The sequence below is a fragment of the Rahnella sp. P4_A8 genome (genome assembly GCF_056402435.1).
Genome location: NZ_JBFUHK010000012.1, coordinates 1 through 20,563 on the forward strand (window position 1 = coordinate 1; position 20,563 = coordinate 20,563).

Below are 20,563 nucleotides of genomic sequence, written 5' to 3' on the forward strand. Positions count from 1 at the left end.
CAGTAATACTTCGATGGTTGAAGCTTGCGAAAGCGTTTTTCGGTTTGACACCACAGGAGCGCCATAATGAGTGATATGCCACGGCGCCCCGAGTCTCTACCCGATAATGATCGCCTGCAAAGCGAAGCGTCACTTGAAGCACTGTGTCAGCGCTATAAAGCCGTTGTATTGCATCGCGACAACCAGACTCTTCATGTTGCATGCCATGAAACAGAAGCAGACACGGATGCCTTAAGTAATGTATTGCGCTTTACCACCGGCTTAAAAGTGCAGCTTGAACGCTGGCCACAAACGCGGCTTGAACAAGTCATGGAGCAAGGAAATTCAGAAATAAAGAAAAAAACGGCCGCAGACGAATCGTGGTCATCCGCGCAAAGCGATGAAAACAATGAACTGAATAATCAGAGTGATGCGCCGGTCATTAATTCTCTCAATCAGATACTCAGGCAGGCCATCACCCGCAGGGCTTCAGATATACACTTTGAGCCGTACGAGCACAGTTTCCGGGTTCGTATGCGAATTGACGGAGTATTGCAGGAAGTCCCCGGACCTGAATTTTCGATGGCAGCGGGCGTGTGCGCACGACTAAAGATTATGGGGCAGTTGAATGTCGCTGAGCGACGGTTACCCCAAGATGGCCAGCTCTCAGTCATGCTGCAAAATCAGAGATATTCCATGAGAGTATCTTCTCTGCCGACCTTACACGGCGAAAAGATCGTGCTGCGCATTCTGCATATGACTCAGCAAGATCTCTCTATGCCTCAACTGGGCTTCACACCACGGGATCTGGACTATTTCAAAGCTGCGCTTAAACATCCACAAGGGCTAATTCTGGTCACCGGCCCGACAGGCAGCGGAAAAACGGTCACACTTTACAGTGGTCTTCGTCATCTTAATGCCATCTCCCGCAATATTTGCAGCGTGGAAGACCCGATTGAGATCCCGGTCAGTGGCATCAATCAGACCCAGATTAACAGCAAAACAGACCTCAGTTTTGCCAGTGTCCTGCGTGCGTTATTACGTCAGGATCCTGATGTGATTATGGTCGGAGAGATCCGCGATAAAGAAACGGCCGAAATCGCGGTAAAAGCCGCTCAGACCGGACATCTGGTGCTCTCAACACTGCATACCAATTCCACTTGCGAAACACTGACCCGCCTGCGACAGATGGGGATTGAAGGTTTTCATATTGCTGCCAGCTTACATTTGGTTATTGCCCAGCGGCTGGTACGAAAACTCTGCCCGCATTGCCGTAAACCGCATGTATCACTGGTCGAAAAAGGCGCTGATGGCAGCAGCGGGCACATGCAGTTGTGGCTACCTGCAGGATGCCATCAATGCTTTTCGGGCTATTACGGACGCACCGGTATTTATGAAACGCTGAACATAACACCCGGTTTACAACAGGCGCTGGTGGCAGAGGCAAGTGTCAATGAGTTGAGTAAGATTGCTCGCGAACAAGGGCAAAAAACGTTGCAGGAAGCCGGTATGGCGCTGGTCGAACAAGGGATCACCTCACTTGAAGAACTTTATCGTGTTACCGGTGAAGGCGCGGATACATGAAAACTGACGGCGGCGCGCCTCAGTCCTGGCGGTTATATCACTGGCAGGCTATCGACACTCTGGGAAGCCTTCAGCAAGATCACTGCATTGAGGTGGGTAAGGACGGCATTTACCAGCAGCTTTTTGCTGCTGGATTGCAACCGCTGAAAATCAGAATGAAGCAGCGATTGGGACGACGTTTCTGGAAAAATCAGGAACGTGTTGCATTCGTCAGGCAACTTGCAACGCTGCTACAAGCCGGGCTACCGCTGGTCAATAGCCTGACGTTGCTGGCCAACGAGCACCCGAAACCCGCGTGGCATTGTGTACTGTCAAATGTTGCGAAAGGCGTTCGCGAAGGAAAACCGCTGTCGGTAACACTGAATCATTATCCCGATGTATTCCCTGATATTTACAGACAGATAATTTCTATTGGTGAGCTAACGGGACAACTGGACAAATGCTGCCTGCAACTGGCGACTCAGCAGGAACAACAGGCTGAATTAAGAAGCAAAGTAAAAAAGGCGTTGCGGTATCCGCTGATTGTCAGCGTTATCGCTATCGTGGTCACTCTGCTAATGCTGACTTTAGTATTGCCTGAGTTTGCCAAAATCTATGCTTCCTTTGATGCCGAACTCCCCTGGTTTACACGCATGCTGGTCATTGCTTCTGATGTCCTAGTCAGCATCGGCCCCTGGCTGGTGGGTATTTTTTCGCTTTGTTGTTTCGGCTATCTGCAGAAGTTGCACCCGCTTAAGCACTGGCAACTGCGTGAGCAGATGTTACTGCTCAGGTTACCTCTGACGTCACGACTGGTGACAGACAGTTGCCTCAGCCAGATATTTCAAACGCTGGCAATGACCCAACAGGCGGGCATGACGTTAATTGCCGGGCTGGCAGCAGCGTCTGCATCAATGTCCAATCTGCATTTTCAGGCCGCACTGAACCAGATACGTGAGCAAATCATGCAAGGAACACCGTTACACAAAGCTTTTGTCCAGTCGCCACTGTTCCCGACCTTATGTCATCAGCTGATAAAAATCGGTGAAGAATCAGGGTCTCTGGACGAGTTACTGCTGAAACTCGCATATCTGCATCATGACAAAGCTAACTCGCTGGCAGAAACGTTGTCACAAACGATTGAGCCGGTACTCATGGCCGTAATGGGGGTGATTGTCGGTGGGCTGGTGATTGCGATGTATCTGCCAATTTTCCAGCTAGGTTCGGTTATGGGATAAATCAAAGAGGAAAAAGCGGCGAAAAATGTTTCGCCGCCATTGTGGTCATATCCTTACTTACTGCCGAACAGACGGTTTTCCTGTTCCGCAACGCGGATGAAGGTTGTACGTTTGGTCAGTTCTTTCAGGCGCTCTGCACCGACGTAAGTACAGGCAGAACGCAGCCCACCGAGAATGTCACGCACGGTGTTTTCAACCGGGCCACGCAGAGGCAATTTGACTGTTTTACCTTCCGCTGCGCGGTATTCAGCAACACCGCCGACGTGGCGTTTCATCGCAGATTCTGAACTCATACCGTAGAAAAGCATGAATTTTTCGCCATTCTCTTCAACGACCGTGCCTTCACACTCGTCATGCGCAGCCAGCATCCCGCCAAGCATAACGAAATCAGCACCGCCGCCGAACGCTTTTGCCACGTCGCCCGGAACAGCACAGCCGCCATCGCTGACAATCTGTCCGCCCAGACCGTGAGCAGCATCAGCACATTCGATAACAGCAGAAAGCTGCGGATATCCCACGCCGGTTTTTACGCGAGTCGTACATACCGATCCCGGGCCGATGCCGACTTTTACAATATCCGCGCCAGAAAGAATAAGTTCTTCCACCATTTCACCGGTCACCACGTTGCCTGCACAAATGACTTTATCGGGGCAAGCTTCGCGTACACGTTGCAGGAAACCCACAAAGTGCTCGGAATAACCATTAGCGACATCCAGGCAAACAAACTTCAGCAGAGGCGACAAAGCAAGAATTTGCAGGGTTTTAACGAAATCAGCTTCTGACGTCCCGGTCGATACCATGATATTACGCAGCACGGATTCATCGGAGGAAGTCACGAATGCCTGCCACTGTTCTACGGTGTAATGTTTGTGCACGGCCGTAAGCAAACCAAAAGACGCCAGTACGGTCGCCATACGGAATGTGCCGACGGTATCCATGTTCGCAGCAATAATCGGGGTGCCGGACCACTTAAAACCTGAGTGTTTGAATGTGAATGTGCGCTCCAGTTCAACTTCGGAACGACTTTTGAGAGTGGAACGCTTAGGGCGGATGAGTACGTCTTTAAAACCTAACTTTAAATCTTCTTCAATGCGCATGGCGGGTTAGTCCTGGTTTGGCGACGGGTCGCTAGGGTGCACGAAAAATTTTTACACACCCTTTCCAGTGGTTTTATCATACACAGGAAAATGACAACGGCAAGATGGCTTTTACAACCTTCATCACAGACTTTTGATTGTGCAGATTAATAATTTTTCGCATCAAAACCGAGAACACCACGGCTTGCACTTACTCATAATCTCTTTATCATTTACCTAACTAATTTTATCAGAGCACCAGCATGAGCTATATCGTTGCATTGACCGGGGGTATCGGTAGTGGCAAAAGTACCGTTTCCGAAAGCTTCGCCCGTCATGGCGTAAGCATTGTCGATGCAGATGTGATTGCCCGCCAGGTCGTTGCTCCAGGTAAGCCAGCGCTGGAAGAATTAAGACAGCGATTTGGTGAAAGCATTATTTCCGCTGATGGCTCACTGAACCGCCCGGCCCTTCGGGCGCGGATTTTTAGCAATCCTGATGAAAAAGAATGGGTTAATAAATTATTACACCCCATTATTCATGCCAGAACACAACGTTTGATTGCTGAGGCGCAGACGCCGTACGTGCTCTGGGTCGTACCGCTGCTGATTGAAAATGGATTACAGACGCAAGCAAATCGCGTTCTGGTGGTGGATGTTGAGCCACATATTCAACTTTCCCGGACGATGTCGCGCGATGGCATCAGCCGCCAGCAGGCTGAAAGTATTATTGCTGCACAGGTCAGTCGTGAAAAACGTCGGGCCTGTGCGGATGACATTATTGATAACAGCGGTGATCCGAAATTAATTGAACCGCGTGTTGCCCAACTACATCACCGCTATTTGCAACTTGCGGTGTGAGTAAACAGACAGGATATTGCCAAGCATGACTGATGTAGCTGCAACCGTTCTCTTTGAACATCCACTGAATGAGAAAATGCGCACCTGGCTTCGCATCGAATTTTTGTTGCAACAGATGCATTCCAACGCACAACTCACTGATATTGCTTCTGCTCTGCTATTTTTTCGCACCACTTCAGATTTACTGGATGTACTGGAACGTGGTGAAGTCCGTACCGATTTACTGAAAGAGCTTGAGCGCCAGCAGCAAAAATTGTCTCAATGGAAAGATGTCCCGGGCGTTGATTTAGCAAGGATCGAGGGGCTGCGCGCTGAGCTTAAGCAATGTGCATCTGTGTTAATGAAAGCACCACGCATAGGGCAAGCGCTGAAGGAAGATCGCCTGATGGCCCTGGTTCGCCAGCGTCTGAGTATCCCCGGCGGGTGTTGCAGCTTTGATTTGCCGACACTGCATATCTGGCTGCATCTGGCACAATCACAACGTGATCGTGAAGTGCAAAACTGGCTCGAAACACTGGCTCCGCTGAATAATTCGCTCATGATGGTACTGGATCTGATCCGCCAGTCAGGCGCGTTTCGCAATCAAATCAGTCTGAATGGTTTTTTCCAGGACAACGCTGAAGGCGCAGATCTGTTACGATTGCGACTCTCGATGGAAAATCAGCTTTACCCGCAAGTATCCGKGCATAAAACCCGTTATGCCATTCGCTTTTTACCCCTCGACAGCGAACATGGCGTGGTTCCCGCGCGACTGAATTTTGAACTTGCCTGCTGCTAGGAGTTGCAAATGGACCCTGAAATCATTGAAGTAAATTGCCCGACCTGTCAGAAAATAGTGGTTTGGGGTGAACAAAGCCCTTACCGCCCTTTTTGTTCCAAGCGTTGCCAGCTTATTGATCTCGGCGAATGGGCCGATGAAGAGAAACGCATCCCAAGTAAGGGTGACGTGAATGATCTGGACGACTGGAGTGAAGAAGAGATTTAATCCAGACAACGGGTATAGAAAAAGGGGCTTCGGTCCCTTTTTCTATATGCCATCAAATTCTACACGTAATCAGTACTGATTGTTTTTGAGGGCTGTAACAACCACTTCGTTGGCGGGAGGGAATTCCTCCTCTTTCAAATCGGCCTGCGCAACCCAGCGCTTCGGCTGCCCTTCTTTGCCATACGGCTCGCCCTGCCAGTCTTCCACCAGGAAAAAATAGAGTGTAATGATGCGATCCGGGAATCGGTGCTCCAATGTTTTCAGCAGCACAGGAGATTTAGCATCAATGCCGACCTCTTCCTGTAATTCGCGAATAACAGCCTGTTCAGGTGTTTCACCCGCTTCAATCTTACCGCCCGGAAACTCCCAGAACCCCGCCATATGTGACGATGCATCGCGTTGAGTGATAAAGATTTCTTTGCTGGCATTCCGGATAATGCCCGCTGCGATATTAAGTTGTTTAAGCGCCACAGTTTCCACCTATCCGCTGACTGCAATGACTGTCTTTATGGGGACTTTTTAGACAAAAATAAAGGCGGCAATTACGCCGCCTTCAAGATTAACACGATGACTTAGCCGGAGATCTTACTTTTGCAGGCGGCCATGGCATTGTTTGTATTTTTTACCAGAACCGCACGGGCAGAGATCATTACGACCCACTTTGCGATCACCAGAAGAAGCAAGACGTGCAGCTTCGGCTACTTCGATTTCTTGCTGATCCTGATGGCTAAGCTGCTGCTGACGAGCCAGACGTTCAGCTTCTTCACGACGCTGAATTTCCATCGCTTCAACTTCTTCAGGCATACGAACCTGAACTTTGCTTAGTACGCTGACCACTTCATATTTCAGAGATTCCAGCATGGCAGCAAACATCGCGAAGGATTCGCGTTTGTATTCCTGCTTAGGATCCTTTTGAGCGTAACCACGTAAATGGATGCCCTGACGCAGGTAATCCATTGCCGCCAGATGTTCTTTCCACAGAGAATCCAGCGTTTGCAACATCACGCCTTTCTCAAAATTGCGCATCATTTCAGCGCCAACCACTTCTTCTTTACGGGCATAAGATTCTTTCGCGATTTCCATGATACGTTCGCGCAGGGTTTCTTCATGCAATTCCGGCTCTTTGTCCAGCCATTCTGCAATCGGCATTTCCAGCTCGAAGTCTTTTTTCAGACGTTCTTCCAAACCCTGTACATCCCACATTTCTTCCAGAGACTGTGGCGGAATGTAGCTGTCGATGGTCGCCTTGAACACGTCTTCACGGATGCTGGCGATGGTTTCGCTAACATCAGACACGTCCAGCAATTCGTTACGCTGGCTGTAGATCGCACGACGCTGATCGCTTGCCACATCATCGTATTCCAGCAGTTGCTTACGGATATCGAAGTTACGGCTTTCGACTTTACGCTGCGCATTGGCAATCGCTTTGGTCACCCATGGATGCTCAATCGCTTCGCCCGGTTTCATACCCAGTTTACGCATCATGCTTGATACACGGTCAGAGGCGAAAATACGCATCAGTGCATCTTCCATAGACAGGTAGAAGCGGGATGAACCGGCATCACCCTGACGACCCGCACGGCCGCGCAGCTGGTTATCAATACGACGGGATTCATGACGTTCGGTACCAATAATATGCAAACCGCCGGAAGCCAGAACCGCGTCGTGGCGAATCTGCCAGGCAGCTTTGATTTCTGCAATTTTCTCATCGGTGGCTTCTTCACCCAGGTTTTCAACTTCAACCTGCCAGCTGCCGCCCAGCACGATATCGGTACCACGACCCGCCATGTTAGTAGCGATGGTCACTGCGCTTGGCTGGCCTGCCTGCGCGACGATATCCGCTTCTTTAGCGTGGAATTTGGCGTTCAGAACGCTGTGCGCAATGCCTGCTTTGGTCAGTTCGTTAGAAACAACTTCTGATTTTTCGATGGAAATAGTACCGACCAGAACCGGCTGGCCTTTGGCAGTACACTGACGGATATCTTCGATAATCGCGCCAATCTTTTCCATTTCAGTCATGTACACCAGGTCGGCCATATCTTTACGCACCATAGGGCGGTTAGTTGGCACAACAATGGTATCCAGCTTGTAGATAGAGCTGAATTCGAACGCTTCGGTGTCCGCAGTACCGGTCATGCCGGCCAGTTTTTCGTACAAACGGAAGTAGTTCTGGAAAGTAATGGAAGCCAGTGTCTGGTTTTCGTTCTGAATGTCCACGCCTTCTTTGGCTTCAACCGCCTGATGCAGACCGTCTGACCAGCGACGACCTTGCATGGTACGACCGGTGTGTTCGTCAACGATGATAACTTCGCCGTCTTTGACGATGTAATCGACATCGCGGGTGAACAGGACGTGCGCGCGCAGTGCTGCGGTCACGTGATGCATCAGCATGATGTTAGTCGGGGAATACAGAGATTCACCTTCTTCCATAATACCGGCTTCAACCAACAATTCCTCGATCAGGACCAGACCACGTTCAGTCAGGTGAACCTGACGTGATTTCTCATCAACAGAGAAGTGGCCTTCCCCCTGGAAGGAATCGGAATCTTCTTTTTCCTGGCGGATCAGTTTAGGGATCAGTTTATCCACACGGGTATACATTTCTGAGCTGTCTTCGGCCGGACCGGAGATAATCAGCGGTGTACGTGCTTCATCGATCAGGATGGAGTCAACCTCATCCACCAGCGCGTAGTGAAGTTTACGTTGCACGCGTTCTTCAGGGCTGAATGCCATGTTGTCACGCAGATARTCAAAACCGTATTCGTTGTTTGTGCCGTAAGTGATATCAGCAGCGTAAGCAGCACGTTTAGCCGGAGAAGGCATGCCTGGCAAGTTAATTCCGATGCTCAAGCCAAGGAATTCAAACAGCGGACGGTTATTTTCGGCGTCACGCTGTGCCAGGTAATCGTTGACAGTGACGACGTGAACGCCCTTTCCGCTCAATGCGTTCAGGTAAGCGGGCAGGGTTGCAGTTAACGTTTTACCTTCACCGGTACGCATTTCTGCGATGCAACGCTCGTTCAGTACCATACCGCCGAGTAACTGCACGTCAAAGTGACGCATCCCGAAGACACGTTTACTGGATTCACGCACCACAGCAAAAGCTTCCGGGATCAGGTTTTCCAGCACTTCACCTTTCGCCAGACGCTCACGGAACTCGCTGGTTTTCGCCTGCAGTTGCTCATCAGTCAGCTTTTGGATTTCAGGTTCCATGCGGTTGATCAGGTCAACCACTTTACGCATGCGGCGCAATGTGCGGTCGTTACGGCTACCAAAAACTTTGGTCAATAATTTGATTAACATAGTGCTTAATATCTCTTGGAGGCCACCAAATGCAGCCAATAATTTGTTGATTTATAAATAGAGTTTAGAATTACAGTCTGTTAAATCAGAGAGAACGGGCCGGCACGAATGCCTTGCACCTGTGCTAACCACAGGCCGGTTTGATGCGATGAAGCAAGAGGAAGGAATGGCTGTTGCGTCTGACGGATGATAACCGGAGGTTTTGGCTCATGGGTCAGTAAAGCATTAAGGGTAACCAGCAACGCGAGTTGCTGAACATGCAACGGCTCAGCGGCCTGCATTTCTGCTTCCGGCTGCGCTACGGTGTAAACCACCTGCGGGGCCAAAGCAAAAGAAAGATGACGGATGACCGTGCGTAATGCATGCTGTTGCCAGTAATCAACACCAAAAGCCGGGCGGCGATTCGCCTGGAGTAACGCAAGATTACTCAGCCCTGTACTGGCGATGTTAAGACGATTTAGACTTGAGGACGTATTAGGAACCGCTGGCAGTTCCGTTTGCGACAGGCTCGTGGACACGCCAAGGCTTGCCGCGACCATCCCCAACAGGAGATGCGGCCAAAAATACCTTCTGCCAAATTGTCGCCAACGATTTAGAATGCCAATCACAAGTTTACAATCCGCCGGAGCCCATCATGCGCGATAGTCGCCCACAATTATTAGATATCCTGTTCGATGATGCCTCTTCGACTGAACAAAGCCCGCTGCGTATTGTTCAACAGCGTGCTGCGGCGTTATTGAAACTCAACCGCGCAGTGAAAGGTCTGTTACCGACGCCCATGCAACCATGGTGTCGTGTCGGTAATTATCGACAGGGAGTTTTAGTACTTGAAATAGCTAATGCCAGCTGGATGATGCGATTACGCTATGAACAACCCGCATTACTCTCTGCACTTCGAGCGCAAATTCTACCATCATTGTCATCAATCGACATCAGGATTAATCCTTCGCTCATGGCGAAAATGGAAAATGCTTCGCAGATCGCGATTAAAAATAAAGCGATCGCTGCAGAATCTATGCCCGTCAGGCATTTAAGCGCGCAGAGTGCAGAAGAATTAAGGGGACTTGCGAGCCGTAGCCCGGAGAAACTCAGAAAGGCTTTAGAACGACTGGCTGGCCTGGCCGGAGAGAGTGCCAAATCAACCAGTCGTAATAAGTAATACCAAAAGTACCGATTACGCCAATACTGTAGACGGTGCTTTAAAAGCCAGTGGCATTTCAGCTTCATCCTGGAATGTGACTAATTCCCAGGCTTCCTGCTTAGCCAGTACCGCTTGCAATAACTTGTTGTTCAACGCGTGACCCGATTTGTATGCGGTAAACGCACCAATGATGTTATGGCCACACATGAACAAGTCACCGATAGCATCCAGCATTTTGTGACGAACGAATTCATCTTCAAAACGCAAGCCATCTTCGTTAAGCACGCGATAATCATCCACAACAATTGCGCAATCAAAGCTGCCACCCAGGCACAAACCGCGTGACTGCAGGTACTCGATATCACGCATAAAACCAAAAGTACGTGCGCGGCTGATTTGGCGAACAAATGCTTCTGCGGAGAAGTTCATTTTGTAGCGCTGTGAGCTGGAATCAATCGCCGGGTGATTGAAGTCGATAGTGAAGTCCAGAGAGAAACCATTAAATGGTTTGAACTCAGCCCACTTATCACCGTCTTCAACACGCACGGTATCTTTGATGCGCAAGAATTTCTTCGCGCTGTTCAGCTCTTCAATCCCTGCATCCATCAACAGATAGACGAAAGGTGCAGCACTGCCGTCCATAATCGGCACTTCAGGCGCATCGACTTCGATAACGATATTATCGATGCCCAGGCCAGCTAATGCCGCATTAAGGTGCTCTACCGTAGAAATACGTACGTCATGCTCATTAACCAGGCAAGTACAGAGCATGGTATCACGCACGGATTTTGCATCTGCCGGGAAATCAACCGGTGGATTCAAGTCAGTGCGACGATAGATGACCCCGGTATTTGCCGGTGCAGGACGCAGAGTCAGGGTGACTTTCTTGCCGGTATGCAAACCGACGCCCGTCGCCTGAACGATACGTTTTAATGTACGTTGTTTGATCATCGTTTTTATCTCGCAATGTTTATCCATCCAACCGACCTAAGCATACCTTAAGGTCGGCGGGACAGTTTAGCACAAAGAGCGGAGATCCTACAATTCGGACTAGTCTGCCTGCTTACGCAGGAAGGCCGGGATGTCCAGATAGTCGGGCTCTTTATTAGATTGCGCGCTTTGATCATTGACCACTTTCGCCGCGGGTTTCGTTTCCTGCGGCAACGGAGACATCCCGTGCTGCTGGTAACGATGATCCATGACTGGCTGGCTGGCCGGTTTGTTGGTCACCAGAGTGATCTCAGGACGTTTGTCCATGCCGATACCGGTTGCAACAACGGTCACACGCAATTCGTCGTTCATTTCCGGATCAAGAGACGTACCGATAACGACGGTTGCGTTGTCTGATGCGAAAGCACGAATGGTGTTACCCACGGTTTCGAACTCATCCAGACGCAGGTCGAAGCCCGCAGTAATGTTGACCAGAACGCCGCGCGCGCCGGACAAATCGATGTCTTCCAGCAGCGGGCTGGAAATCGCCATTTCAGCGGCTTCTTCAGCACGGTCTTCGCCACATGCCACACCGGAGCCCATCATGGCATAACCCATTTCGGACATAACTGTGCGCACGTCAGCGAAGTCGACGTTCATCAGACCTGGACGGGTGATCAGTTCAGCGATACCCTGCACCGCACCTTTCAGCACGTCGTTGGCCGCACCGAAGGCGTCCAGCAGAGAGATACCACGGCCCAGAACTTTTAAAAGCTTGTCGTTCGGGATAGTGATCAGGGAGTCCACATGTTTGGACAATTCAGCAATACCCTGCTCCGCGAATGCCATGCGCTTTTTGCCTTCGAAGTTGAAAGGCTTAGTCACAACAGCAACGGTCAGAATACCTAAATCTTTTGCTACTTCAGCAACCACTGGCGCTGCACCGGTCCCGGTACCGCCACCCATGCCCGCTGCGATAAAGACCATGTCAGCACCTTCAAGCGCAGCGCGCAGGGCTTCACGATCTTCTTCTGCAGAATTGCGACCCACTTCCGGGTTCGCACCAGCTCCCAGACCTTTGGTAATACCGCTACCGATCTGAATCGTCTGGCCTACTGCCGTTTTACGTAACGCCTGAGCGTCTGTGTTAACGGCAAAGAATTCAACACCTTCGATGCGCTCACGCACCATGTGTTCGACAGCATTACCGCCGCCACCACCGACGCCGATGACTTTAATCACCGCGTCATTGGTCAGTTCCATAGGTTCAAACATAGTTTCTCTCCGTTTTGTGCCTGTCGCGTCGGGATCAAAAACCTTAACAGCATGATCCCGTTGTTAAAACATTAGAACTCTTTTCTCAGCCAGCTGTTGATTCGTTTGAACCAGTTGCCCACTGAGGCACGTTTTTCTACTTCGGCCTCACCGCTCAGGTGAGACTCCTTCCCGTAGTGCAGCAGCCCTACAGCCGTTGAGTAGTAAGGTTCCTGCGCATAATCCGTCAGCCCGGTGATGTTCAGGGGTTGCCCGATACGCACCTGGGTATGGAATACCCGCTGCGCACAAGCTGCCAGACCATCAATTTGTGCTGCACCGCCTGTCAGAACAATGCCGGCGGCCAGATGATGTTTTACGCCTTGCTGACGTAACTGCTCCTGCAATTGCAAAATTTCATCGTTCACTAAATTCAGCAATTCTGTGTAACGAGGCTCGATAACTTCAGCCAGTGTCTGACGCTGCAGACTGCGTGGTGGACGCCCACCGACGCTCGGCACTTCGACGTTTTCGTCTTTGCCGACAATTGAACCTAATGCACAACCGTGGCGAACCTTGATCGCTTCGGCATCGGTCGGTGGCGTTCCAAACGCATAAGCGATGTCGCTGGTGACCACATTCCCTGCATAAGGGATTACCTTAGTATGACGTAGTGCGCCGCCGGTATAAACCGCGATATCCATGGTTCCACCACCAATATCAACGACACAAACACCTAATTCACGTTCATCTTCCGTCAGAACGGCATAACTGGCTGCCAGACCGGCAAAAATAAGCTGGTCGACTTTTAAGCCACAGCGTTCTACCGCTTTCACAATGTTCTTCGCCATATCGTTATGGCAGGTAATCAGGTGAACTTTAGCCTGCATACGCACGCCGGAAAGTCCGACCGGGTTTTTAATCCCTTCCTGATAATCAATGGCATATTCCTGAGGGATCACATGCAGAACCCGATGCTCATCACGTACGCGTACCGACTTAGCGGTATGCACCACGTTCTCTACATCTTCCTGCGTGACTTCCTCTTCTGAAATAGGAACCATCCCTATTTCATTCTGACAACTGATATGTTTACCAGACAAAGCAAGGTAAACAGAGGAAATTTGGCAATCCGCCATCAATTCAGCCTGATCGATGGCGCGCTGTACGCATTTCACCACCGATTCCAGGTCATTCACGCCACCCTTGTCCATGCCACGGGATGGGCAACTGCCCACGCCAATAATATTGACCATGCCATCGGGCAGAACTTCCCCCACCAATGCGGCGACCTTTGCCGTACCGATCTCCAGCCCAACTACCAGTTTTCTGTCCGTCGACTTGATCATTGTTGTTTAGCCTGTGCCTGATTCTGTTGCTGATTACTGTTTTGCTGGTCAATAAACTCTGGTGCCCAACCTACTGACGCACCGCTGTCATAACGTAAATCGACATAAGTGATGCGTTTTTTATCGGCTTCAGCCTGTTGCTGGAATCGCGGGTAAAGCTCGATAAAACGTTGTAAACGCCCCATCCGGTCATCTCTCCCCAATTCCAGCCGGACGTCATTATCCAGAGTTAACTGCCACGAGTGACGTGCACTCATTGCCACTGCTTTCAACGTGAACTTGCCGGCGGCCAGCGCCTGACTCATCGTTTGAAAGCCCTGCAAAACATCCTGTTCGCTGCCTTCCGGACCGTAAAGCAACGGCATTTTTTGTTTGACCACACGCTCGGCGGGTATGCTGAAAGATTTGCCATCGGCATCAACCATATGCAGATCATTCCAGTGTGCGACCGGCACATACTCCACGAGATGTATCTTCAGTTCATTCGGCCATTGCTTACGTACGCTGACCTGTTTTATCCAGGGTAAACGCTCAATCTGCTGCTGAATGACGTTCACATCCTGCGTCATGAACGTTCCCGGTGCCCCTAAGGACAGAATCGCCTGACGAATATCATCGTTGGTCGTGTAATGCCGCTCCCCGGTGACAACTAACTGGGACAACGGCAATCGGTTTGCATCCTGCATCCAGCCGACAACGGCCCACGCACTCCATAAAATCGTTCCTACCACCAACAGCAGAAACACGATCCCTGCCAGCTGGCCACCGTTACTGCGACGGCCGTTGCTCTCGGCCGTCTCACGCTCTCGGGTATTCAGGGCGGCTTGAGACATATCAGTCTGCCAGTTCCAGAATACGGAAAACGAGTTGCGGGAAACTCAACCCGGCGTGTTTAGCCGCCATCGGCACCAGACTGTGGCTGGTCATTCCCGGCGACGTATTCACTTCCAGTAAGTTGAAGTTGCCGTCACCGCCCTGCATGACGTCGACACGTCCCCAGCCACTGCAATCGAGCGCCTGATAAGCCTGCAAGGCCAGTGCAGTCAACTGCTGCTCCTGCGCTTCGCTTAAACCGCTCGGGCAAAAATATTGTGTTTCATCAGACAGATATTTTGCCTGATAGTCATAAAACGTACCGGCTGGCTGGATGCGAATCGAGGGCATCACCTGGTTGCCCACGATAGCCACGGTATATTCCGGGCCACTCAGCCATTTTTCGATCAGTACGTTATCGTCATGCCTGAAACCTTCCTGCAGGGCGGGTAACAACTCTTTTTCCGTTGTCACTTTGCTCATCCCGACGCTGGAACCTTCACGGCTTGGTTTGACGATCACCGGCAGGCCTAATTCAGCGATTTTTGCCGCCAGAGCGCCCTGCCCTGCTTCCTCAATTTGTGCACGATGCAGTGCGACAAACGGCGTGACCGGTAACCCTAAAGCCTGCCACACCAGTTTGGTGCGGAACTTGTCCATAGTGAGCGCCGACGCCATCACGCCGCTGCCGGTATAAGGCAAACCGATTTGCTCCAGCAAACCCTGCAACGTTCCGTCTTCGCCACCGCGACCGTGAAGTGCGATAAAGACTTTGCTGTACCCTTCTTCTTTGAGAAGCGCCACATTAAACGTTTTGGTATCAATGCCGTGGGCATCAACACCGGATTCACGTAAACCAGCCAGCACTGCGGCACCTGACTGTAATGACACATCGCGTTCTGCGGAAGTACCACCCAACAATACCGCTACTTTCTCAGACATGATGTTCTTCACCTTTCTTTACTGGTTGCAGCTTTTGATCTGCCAATTTACGGGCCACTCTGCCGACATTACCGGCGCCCTGAACCAGAACTAAATCGTCGCCTTCGAGGATTTGCGCCAGACTTTCCGGCACCGCCTCAATATCAGAAACCAAAATCGGATCAAGCTTGCCGCGTGCGCGAATAGTGCGGCACAACGAGCGGCTGTCTGCGCCAGGGATCGGCGCTTCACCGGCCGGATACACATCCAGCATGATCAGCACATCAACCTGCGAAAGCACATTTGCGAAATCGTCGTACAGATCGCGAGTACGGGTATAACGGTGCGGCTGGAAGATCATCACCAGGCGCTTGTTTGCCCAGCCCGCACGCGCGGCTTTGATCGTCGCATCCACTTCTGTCGGATGGTGGCCGTAGTCATCGACCAGCATCGCGCTACCTGTTTTACCGTTCACATTTTCCAGCGCGTATTCGCCCAGAAAATCGAAACGACGGCCGGTACCCTGAAAACCTGCCAGCGCGCGCAAAATAGCATCGTCGCTGATATTTTCGTCCGTCGCGACGGCAACTGCGGCCGCGGCGTTCAGCGCATTGTGACGACCCGGCGCATTGAGCGTAACGCTTATCAGCGGCAAGTCCTGACGGCGCAGCGTAAAGTGACCTTGCGCGCCCACCTGACGGTAATTTTCGATAATCACATCGGCGTCTTCGCTGAAACCGTACGTCGTCATATGACGTCCTACGCGTGGGATCAGCTCACGGATAACCGGATCATCAATACACATCACTGCGCGCCCGTAGAACGGCAGGTTGTGCAGGAAATTGATGAACGTCTGCTTCAGGATTTCAAAGTCACCCTGATACGTGTCCATGTGATCCGCTTCAATGTTGGTCACGATGGCCACCATCGGTTGCAGATGCAGGAAAGACGCGTCGCTTTCGTCTGCTTCAGCGATCAGAAAGCGGCTTGACCCCAGACGCGCATGCGTACCTGCCGCTTTCACCAGTCCACCGTTTACAAAGGTCGGGTCTAGTCCGGCCTCGGCATAAATACTGGTCACCATCGCCGTGGTCGTTGTTTTACCGTGCGTACCTGCCACGGCAATACCGTGGCGAAAACGCATCAGTTCAGCGAGCATTTCTGCACGGCGGATCACCGGAATACGGGCTTCACGCGCCGCAACAATTTCCGGGTTATCGGATGAAATAGCGGTGGAAACTACCACCACACTGGCATCCAGCACGTTCTCCGGGCGGTGATTGAAATAAATCGTCGCGCCCAGCGCGGTCAGTTGCTGAGTCACCGCGTTAGGTGCTAAATCAGAACCGCTGATCTGATAGCCTTCATTGGCCAACACTTCGGCGATACCACCCATGCCGGCACCACCGATGCCAACAAAGTGAATGTGCCGGACACGATGCATCTCGGGCACGAAGGTACGCAGTTTCGCCAATTGTTGTGTATTCACGTTTTTATTCACTATTTCAGGTTACTGATTAATCCGTTTCTTACGGCTGGGACCCCACACTGCGTGGCCCGTTCATTTTCATTTTTTGCTTGCGGCAACCACTTCAGCGGCTACACGCGCTGTCGCATCGGGGATGGCGGCGGCACGTGCTGCCATCGCCATTTCCATCAGATGGGTTCTGTCCCATCCGGCCATCAGATCAGCGACGGCGGCGGCACTAAAATCTTTCTGTTCGATAATCTTCGCGGCACCGGCTTTTTCCAGCGGCAGCGCATTCCAGTACTGTTGACGGTCTTTATGCTGGAAAGGCACAAAAATCGCGGGTAAACCTGCGGCGGCAATTTCACTGACCGTTAACGCACCGGAGCGGCAAACCACCACATCGGCCCAGGCATAAGCCTCTGCCATGTCATCAATGAATTCGGTCACTTTATGCTGCGTCTGACCGGCTTTTTCATAAGCCTGATTCACTGACGCCAGAGCACCTTTACCGACCTGGTGCCACAACGTAATCTTATCGCCCATCAGCGCTGCCACTTCCGGCATGCTCTGATTAAGGACTCGCGCGCCCTGACTGCCACCAATCACTAATACGCGGATTGGACCTTCGCGGCCGGCCAGTCGGGTTGCCGGTAATTCCAGCGCCAGCACGTCAGTACGCACCGGATTGCCAACAACGTCAGCATTTGGAAATGCCCCCGGAAACGCCTGCAATACTTTTTTGGCAATGTGCGACAACCCTTTATTGGTCATGCCGGCAATGCCATTTTGTTCGTGTAACACCACCGGAATACCCAGTGACCAGGCAGCCAGGCCTCCGGGACCGGACACATATCCGCCCATGCCCAATACCACATCAGGCTGGAAGCGCTTCATGATGGCCTTCGCCTGACGCCACGCATGATATATGCGAACCGGTGCCGTTAGTTGCGCTTTAAGACCTTTCCCACGCAATCCGGCAATTTTAATGAAATCAATCTCGATACCATGTTTTGGAACCAAATCCGCTTCCATTCGGTCTGCTGTACCCAGCCAGCGAACTTCCCAACCTTGCGCGATAAGATGATGGGCTACTGCCAGTCCCGGGAAAACATGTCCCCCGGTACCACCTGCCATCACCATTAAACGCCGGGTATTGCCACTCATCGGGCACTCCTTACAAACGCCTGGGCTTTTGCCAGCCGCGTTTCAAAATCCACTCGCAGCAATAACACGATTGCCGTCGACATAATTAACAGGCTCGACCCACCGTAACTGATGAGCGGCAATGTCAGGCCTTTAGTTGGCAACATGCCCGCCGCAGCCCCGACGTTAACCAACGCCTGGAAGCTAAACCACACGCCAATTGAACAGGCTAAAAACCCTGAAAAACGCTGGTCGGTCTCTAACGCGCGACGCCCGATGGACATGGCGCGAAAAGCGACGAAGAATACCATTAACAGGGCGAGAACCACACCGAAATACCCCAATTCCTCGCCTAAAATGGAGAAGATAAAGTCGGTGTGTGCTTCAGGTAAATACTCCAGTTTCTGGACTGAATTACCTAAACCTTGTCCCCAGAATTCGCCACGACCAAATGCCATCAGTGACTGAGTTAACTGGTAGCCACTACCAAACGGATCCGCCCACGGATTCCAGAACGATGTCACACGGCGCATACGGTATGGCTCGGCAAGAACCAGCAGTACCACTGCGAATACGCCCGAACCGATAATGGCCAGGAACTGCCACATTTTTGCCCCTGCCAGGAATAACATCGCCAGCGTGGTGATGAACAGTACAACCACCGTACCAAGGTCCGGCTGAGCCAACAGCAATACTGCCAGCACGACCATCACACCCATCGGTTTGCAGAAGCCCCAAAAGTTACTGCGCACTTCATCCACTTTTCGCACCAGATAGCTGGCGAGGTAGCAGAACAGTGACAACTTGGAGAACTCTGCCGGCTGAATACGCAGCGGCCCGAGAGAAATCCAGCGAGATGCCCCGTTAACCGAGCTGCCCACCACCAGCACCACCAGCAACATGATGACCGACAGCAGCAGCAGGACATTGCTGTACTTCTGCCAGACCGCCATCGGCACACGCAATGTCACCAGTGATAAACCAAAGGCCAGACCGAGATAAATAGCATCACGTTTAGCAAACAAAAACGGATCGTCTGCCAGACGCTGACCAATCGGCATCGACGCTGATGTCACCATCACGAAGCCGACGATAGCCAGCCCGAAGGTCAGCCACAGCAAAGTCCGGTCATACAACACCAGTGTGACGGACTCGCTTTCTTTGGCGCCCATCACCCAATCATTAAATTTGCCGACGAGGCTCAGCCCGGGTATCCGCATCAACCCAACTCCTTCGCCAGCGCGGTAAAGATATCGCCGCGTTGTTCAAAACTGCGGAACTGATCCAGGCTGGCGCAGGCTGGCGACAGTAAAACCATATCGCCGGAAACCACACGCGTGCTGATATCACGCATCGCCTGTTCCATCGTTTCAAACAAGGAAGAAACGTCAGGGCGCAAATCCGCCAGCTCTGCGCCATCACGGCCAAAGCAGTAAATACGCAGATTGTCGCCCTGCAAATAACGCGTCAGTGGCGAGAAATCAGCAGATTTACCGTCCCCGCCTAATAACAGATGCAGCGTGCCTTCGACGTGCAGACCGTTCAATGCGGCTTCGGTACTGCCGACATTGGTCGCTTTAGAGTCGTTAATCCAGCGAACGCCGTTATGTTGCCATGCCACCTGAAAACGATGAGCCAGACCGGTAAAGGTCGTCAGGGCTTTCAGGCTGGACGCATGAGGAATACCGACTGCATCCGCCAGCGCCAGCGCCGCCAGGGCATTGGTGTAGTTATGGCGTCCTGTCAGTGGCATCTCACGGGTATTCAGGACTTTCTCGCCACGCACACGTAACCAGATATCATCCTGCTGACGGGTCAGATGGTAATCACCCACATCAACACCAAAACTCACGCAGCGTTTATCCGCGCCACGTACCGGCATGGTCAGCGCATCGTCGGCATTGACGACGCATAATGCTGCGTTCTCATAAACTTTCAGTTTGGCTGCACGGTATTGCTGCAAACCAAACGGATAGCGGTCCATGTGGTCTTCAGTTACGTTGAGAATAGTCGCCGCCGCCGCATGAAGACTGTGTGTGGTTTCAAGCTGGAAGCTGGAAAGCTCAAGCACAAACAGATCGTATTCGTGATCCAGCATGGTCAGCACAGGCAAACCGATATTGCCGCCCACGCCCACGCGCCATCCGGCCGCTTTCGCCATCTCGCCGACCAGCGTGGTGACGGTGCTTTTACCGTTCGAACCGGTGATAGCCACAATTGGGGTTTGCGTTTCGCGGCAGAACAATTCGATATCGCCAATGATTTCCACGCCAGCCTCTGCAGCTGCACTCAGTGCTGGCGTTGCCAGCGCAACACCCGGACTTGAAATGATCAAATCAGCGTCCAGCAGCCAGTCTTCATTGAGTGAACCGAGATGACACTCAATGTTATCCGCCAGTTTATCGAGTCCTGGCGGGCTGACGCGGGTATCAATGACACGCGGCGTGACGCCACGTGCAACAAAGAAATCAACACAAGACAGGCCGGTAAGACCCAGCCCGATGATGACCACTTTTTTACCCTGATAGTCAGCCATA

The 20,563-nt window shown here is 51.7% G+C and carries 19 protein-coding genes; 6 read left to right on the forward strand and 13 right to left on the reverse strand.

Annotated elements, in window-relative coordinates; all coding sequences use genetic code 11:
- Window positions 1–66: 66 nt before the first annotated feature.
- On the forward strand, window positions 67–1,563 hold the full coding sequence (gene gspE, locus AC1DUO_RS08925) for a type II secretion system protein GspE (protein ID WP_119262098.1): 1,497 nt from the start codon (window positions 67–69) through the stop codon (window positions 1,561–1,563).
- Window positions 1,560–2,780 carry a protein transport protein HofC gene (gene hofC, locus AC1DUO_RS08930; protein WP_119262099.1) on the forward strand — a complete coding sequence of 407 codons (1,221 nt, stop codon included), beginning with the start codon at window positions 1,560–1,562 and terminating at the stop codon, window positions 2,778–2,780. Before gspE ends, hofC begins: the two co-directional genes overlap by 4 nt.
- A 53-nt stretch (window positions 2,781–2,833) precedes the next feature.
- Here the strand turns inward: hofC and AC1DUO_RS08935 are convergent, their stop codons facing one another.
- Entirely contained in the window at window positions 2,834–3,877 is a 1,044-nt protein-coding gene (locus tag AC1DUO_RS08935) for a GMP reductase (protein ID WP_119262100.1), read from the reverse strand.
- Window positions 3,878–4,119: 242 nt separating this feature from the next.
- On the opposite strand from AC1DUO_RS08935, the gene coaE reads away from it, so the two are divergent.
- From coaE to yacG, 3 genes are read left to right on the forward strand one after another with little or no spacing between them, the layout of a single operon-like run.
- A complete protein-coding gene (gene coaE, locus AC1DUO_RS08940) occupies window positions 4,120–4,716 on the forward strand; it encodes a dephospho-CoA kinase (RefSeq protein WP_119262101.1) in 597 nt (198 codons plus the stop codon).
- Between the two features lie 25 nt (window positions 4,717–4,741).
- A complete protein-coding gene (zapD, locus tag AC1DUO_RS08945; RefSeq protein WP_477987083.1) occupies window positions 4,742–5,494 on the forward strand; it encodes a cell division protein ZapD in 753 nt (250 codons plus the stop codon).
- Between the two features lie 9 nt (window positions 5,495–5,503).
- On the forward strand, window positions 5,504–5,701 hold the full coding sequence (gene yacG, locus AC1DUO_RS08950) for a DNA gyrase inhibitor YacG (protein WP_013576999.1): 198 nt from the start codon (window positions 5,504–5,506) through the stop codon (window positions 5,699–5,701).
- 69 nt (window positions 5,702–5,770) lie between these two features.
- Here yacG and mutT read toward each other — a convergent pair whose 3' ends face one another.
- The 3 genes from mutT to secM all read right to left on the reverse strand — a co-directional run bounded on the left by mutT (window position 5,771) and on the right by secM (window position 9,612).
- Window positions 5,771–6,172 (reverse strand): 8-oxo-dGTP diphosphatase MutT, encoded by a 402-nt coding sequence (gene mutT / locus AC1DUO_RS08955; protein WP_037033571.1) that lies wholly within the window; start codon window positions 6,170–6,172, stop codon window positions 5,771–5,773.
- 114 nt (window positions 6,173–6,286) lie between these two features.
- Window positions 6,287–9,004, reverse strand: coding sequence for a preprotein translocase subunit SecA (gene secA, locus AC1DUO_RS08960; RefSeq protein ID WP_119262102.1), 2,718 nt, complete (start codon window positions 9,002–9,004; stop codon window positions 6,287–6,289).
- An 80-nt stretch (window positions 9,005–9,084) separates the two neighbouring features.
- A complete protein-coding gene (gene secM, locus AC1DUO_RS08965; protein ID WP_037033422.1) occupies window positions 9,085–9,612 on the reverse strand; it encodes a secA translation cis-regulator SecM in 528 nt (175 codons plus the stop codon).
- Between the two features lie 26 nt (window positions 9,613–9,638).
- Between secM and AC1DUO_RS08970 the strand changes: the two genes are divergently transcribed.
- Window positions 9,639–10,163: a DUF721 domain-containing protein gene (locus AC1DUO_RS08970; protein WP_119262103.1), complete on the forward strand. Its 525-nt coding sequence runs from the start codon at window positions 9,639–9,641 to the stop codon at window positions 10,161–10,163.
- 15 nt (window positions 10,164–10,178) lie between these two features.
- Here AC1DUO_RS08970 and lpxC read toward each other — a convergent pair whose 3' ends face one another.
- The 9 genes from lpxC to murD form a co-directional block, all read right to left on the reverse strand.
- A complete protein-coding gene (gene lpxC / locus AC1DUO_RS08975; protein WP_015690467.1) occupies window positions 10,179–11,096 on the reverse strand; it encodes a UDP-3-O-acyl-N-acetylglucosamine deacetylase in 918 nt (305 codons plus the stop codon).
- Between the two features lie 99 nt (window positions 11,097–11,195).
- Entirely contained in the window at window positions 11,196–12,350 is a 1,155-nt protein-coding gene (ftsZ, locus tag AC1DUO_RS08980; protein ID WP_013577005.1) for a cell division protein FtsZ, read from the reverse strand.
- A 71-nt stretch (window positions 12,351–12,421) separates the two neighbouring features.
- The gene (gene ftsA, locus AC1DUO_RS08985; RefSeq protein ID WP_009634688.1) at window positions 12,422–13,678 is read right to left on the reverse strand and encodes a cell division protein FtsA; all 1,257 of its coding nucleotides are present in this window, start codon (window positions 13,676–13,678) and stop codon (window positions 12,422–12,424) included.
- Window positions 13,675–14,511, reverse strand: coding sequence for a cell division protein FtsQ (gene ftsQ, locus AC1DUO_RS08990; protein ID WP_013577006.1), 837 nt, complete (start codon window positions 14,509–14,511; stop codon window positions 13,675–13,677). The genes ftsA and ftsQ overlap by 4 nt, the downstream gene beginning before the upstream one ends.
- A 1-nt stretch (window position 14,512) precedes the next feature.
- Entirely contained in the window at window positions 14,513–15,433 is a 921-nt protein-coding gene (locus tag AC1DUO_RS08995; RefSeq protein ID WP_119262104.1) for a D-alanine--D-alanine ligase, read from the reverse strand.
- A complete protein-coding gene (gene murC / locus AC1DUO_RS09000; protein ID WP_015690468.1) occupies window positions 15,426–16,901 on the reverse strand; it encodes a UDP-N-acetylmuramate--L-alanine ligase in 1,476 nt (491 codons plus the stop codon). The genes AC1DUO_RS08995 and murC overlap by 8 nt, the downstream gene beginning before the upstream one ends.
- 78 nt (window positions 16,902–16,979) lie before the next feature.
- Window positions 16,980–18,047: an undecaprenyldiphospho-muramoylpentapeptide beta-N-acetylglucosaminyltransferase gene (gene murG / locus AC1DUO_RS09005; RefSeq protein WP_112150991.1), complete on the reverse strand. Its 1,068-nt coding sequence runs from the start codon at window positions 18,045–18,047 to the stop codon at window positions 16,980–16,982.
- Window positions 18,044–19,246, reverse strand: coding sequence for a cell division protein FtsW (gene ftsW, locus AC1DUO_RS09010; protein ID WP_013577010.1), 1,203 nt, complete (start codon window positions 19,244–19,246; stop codon window positions 18,044–18,046). The genes murG and ftsW overlap by 4 nt, the downstream gene beginning before the upstream one ends.
- Entirely contained in the window at window positions 19,246–20,562 is a 1,317-nt protein-coding gene (murD, locus tag AC1DUO_RS09015) for a UDP-N-acetylmuramoyl-L-alanine--D-glutamate ligase (protein ID WP_037033430.1), read from the reverse strand. Before murD ends, ftsW begins: the two co-directional genes overlap by 1 nt.
- Window position 20,563 lies beyond the last annotated feature (1 nt).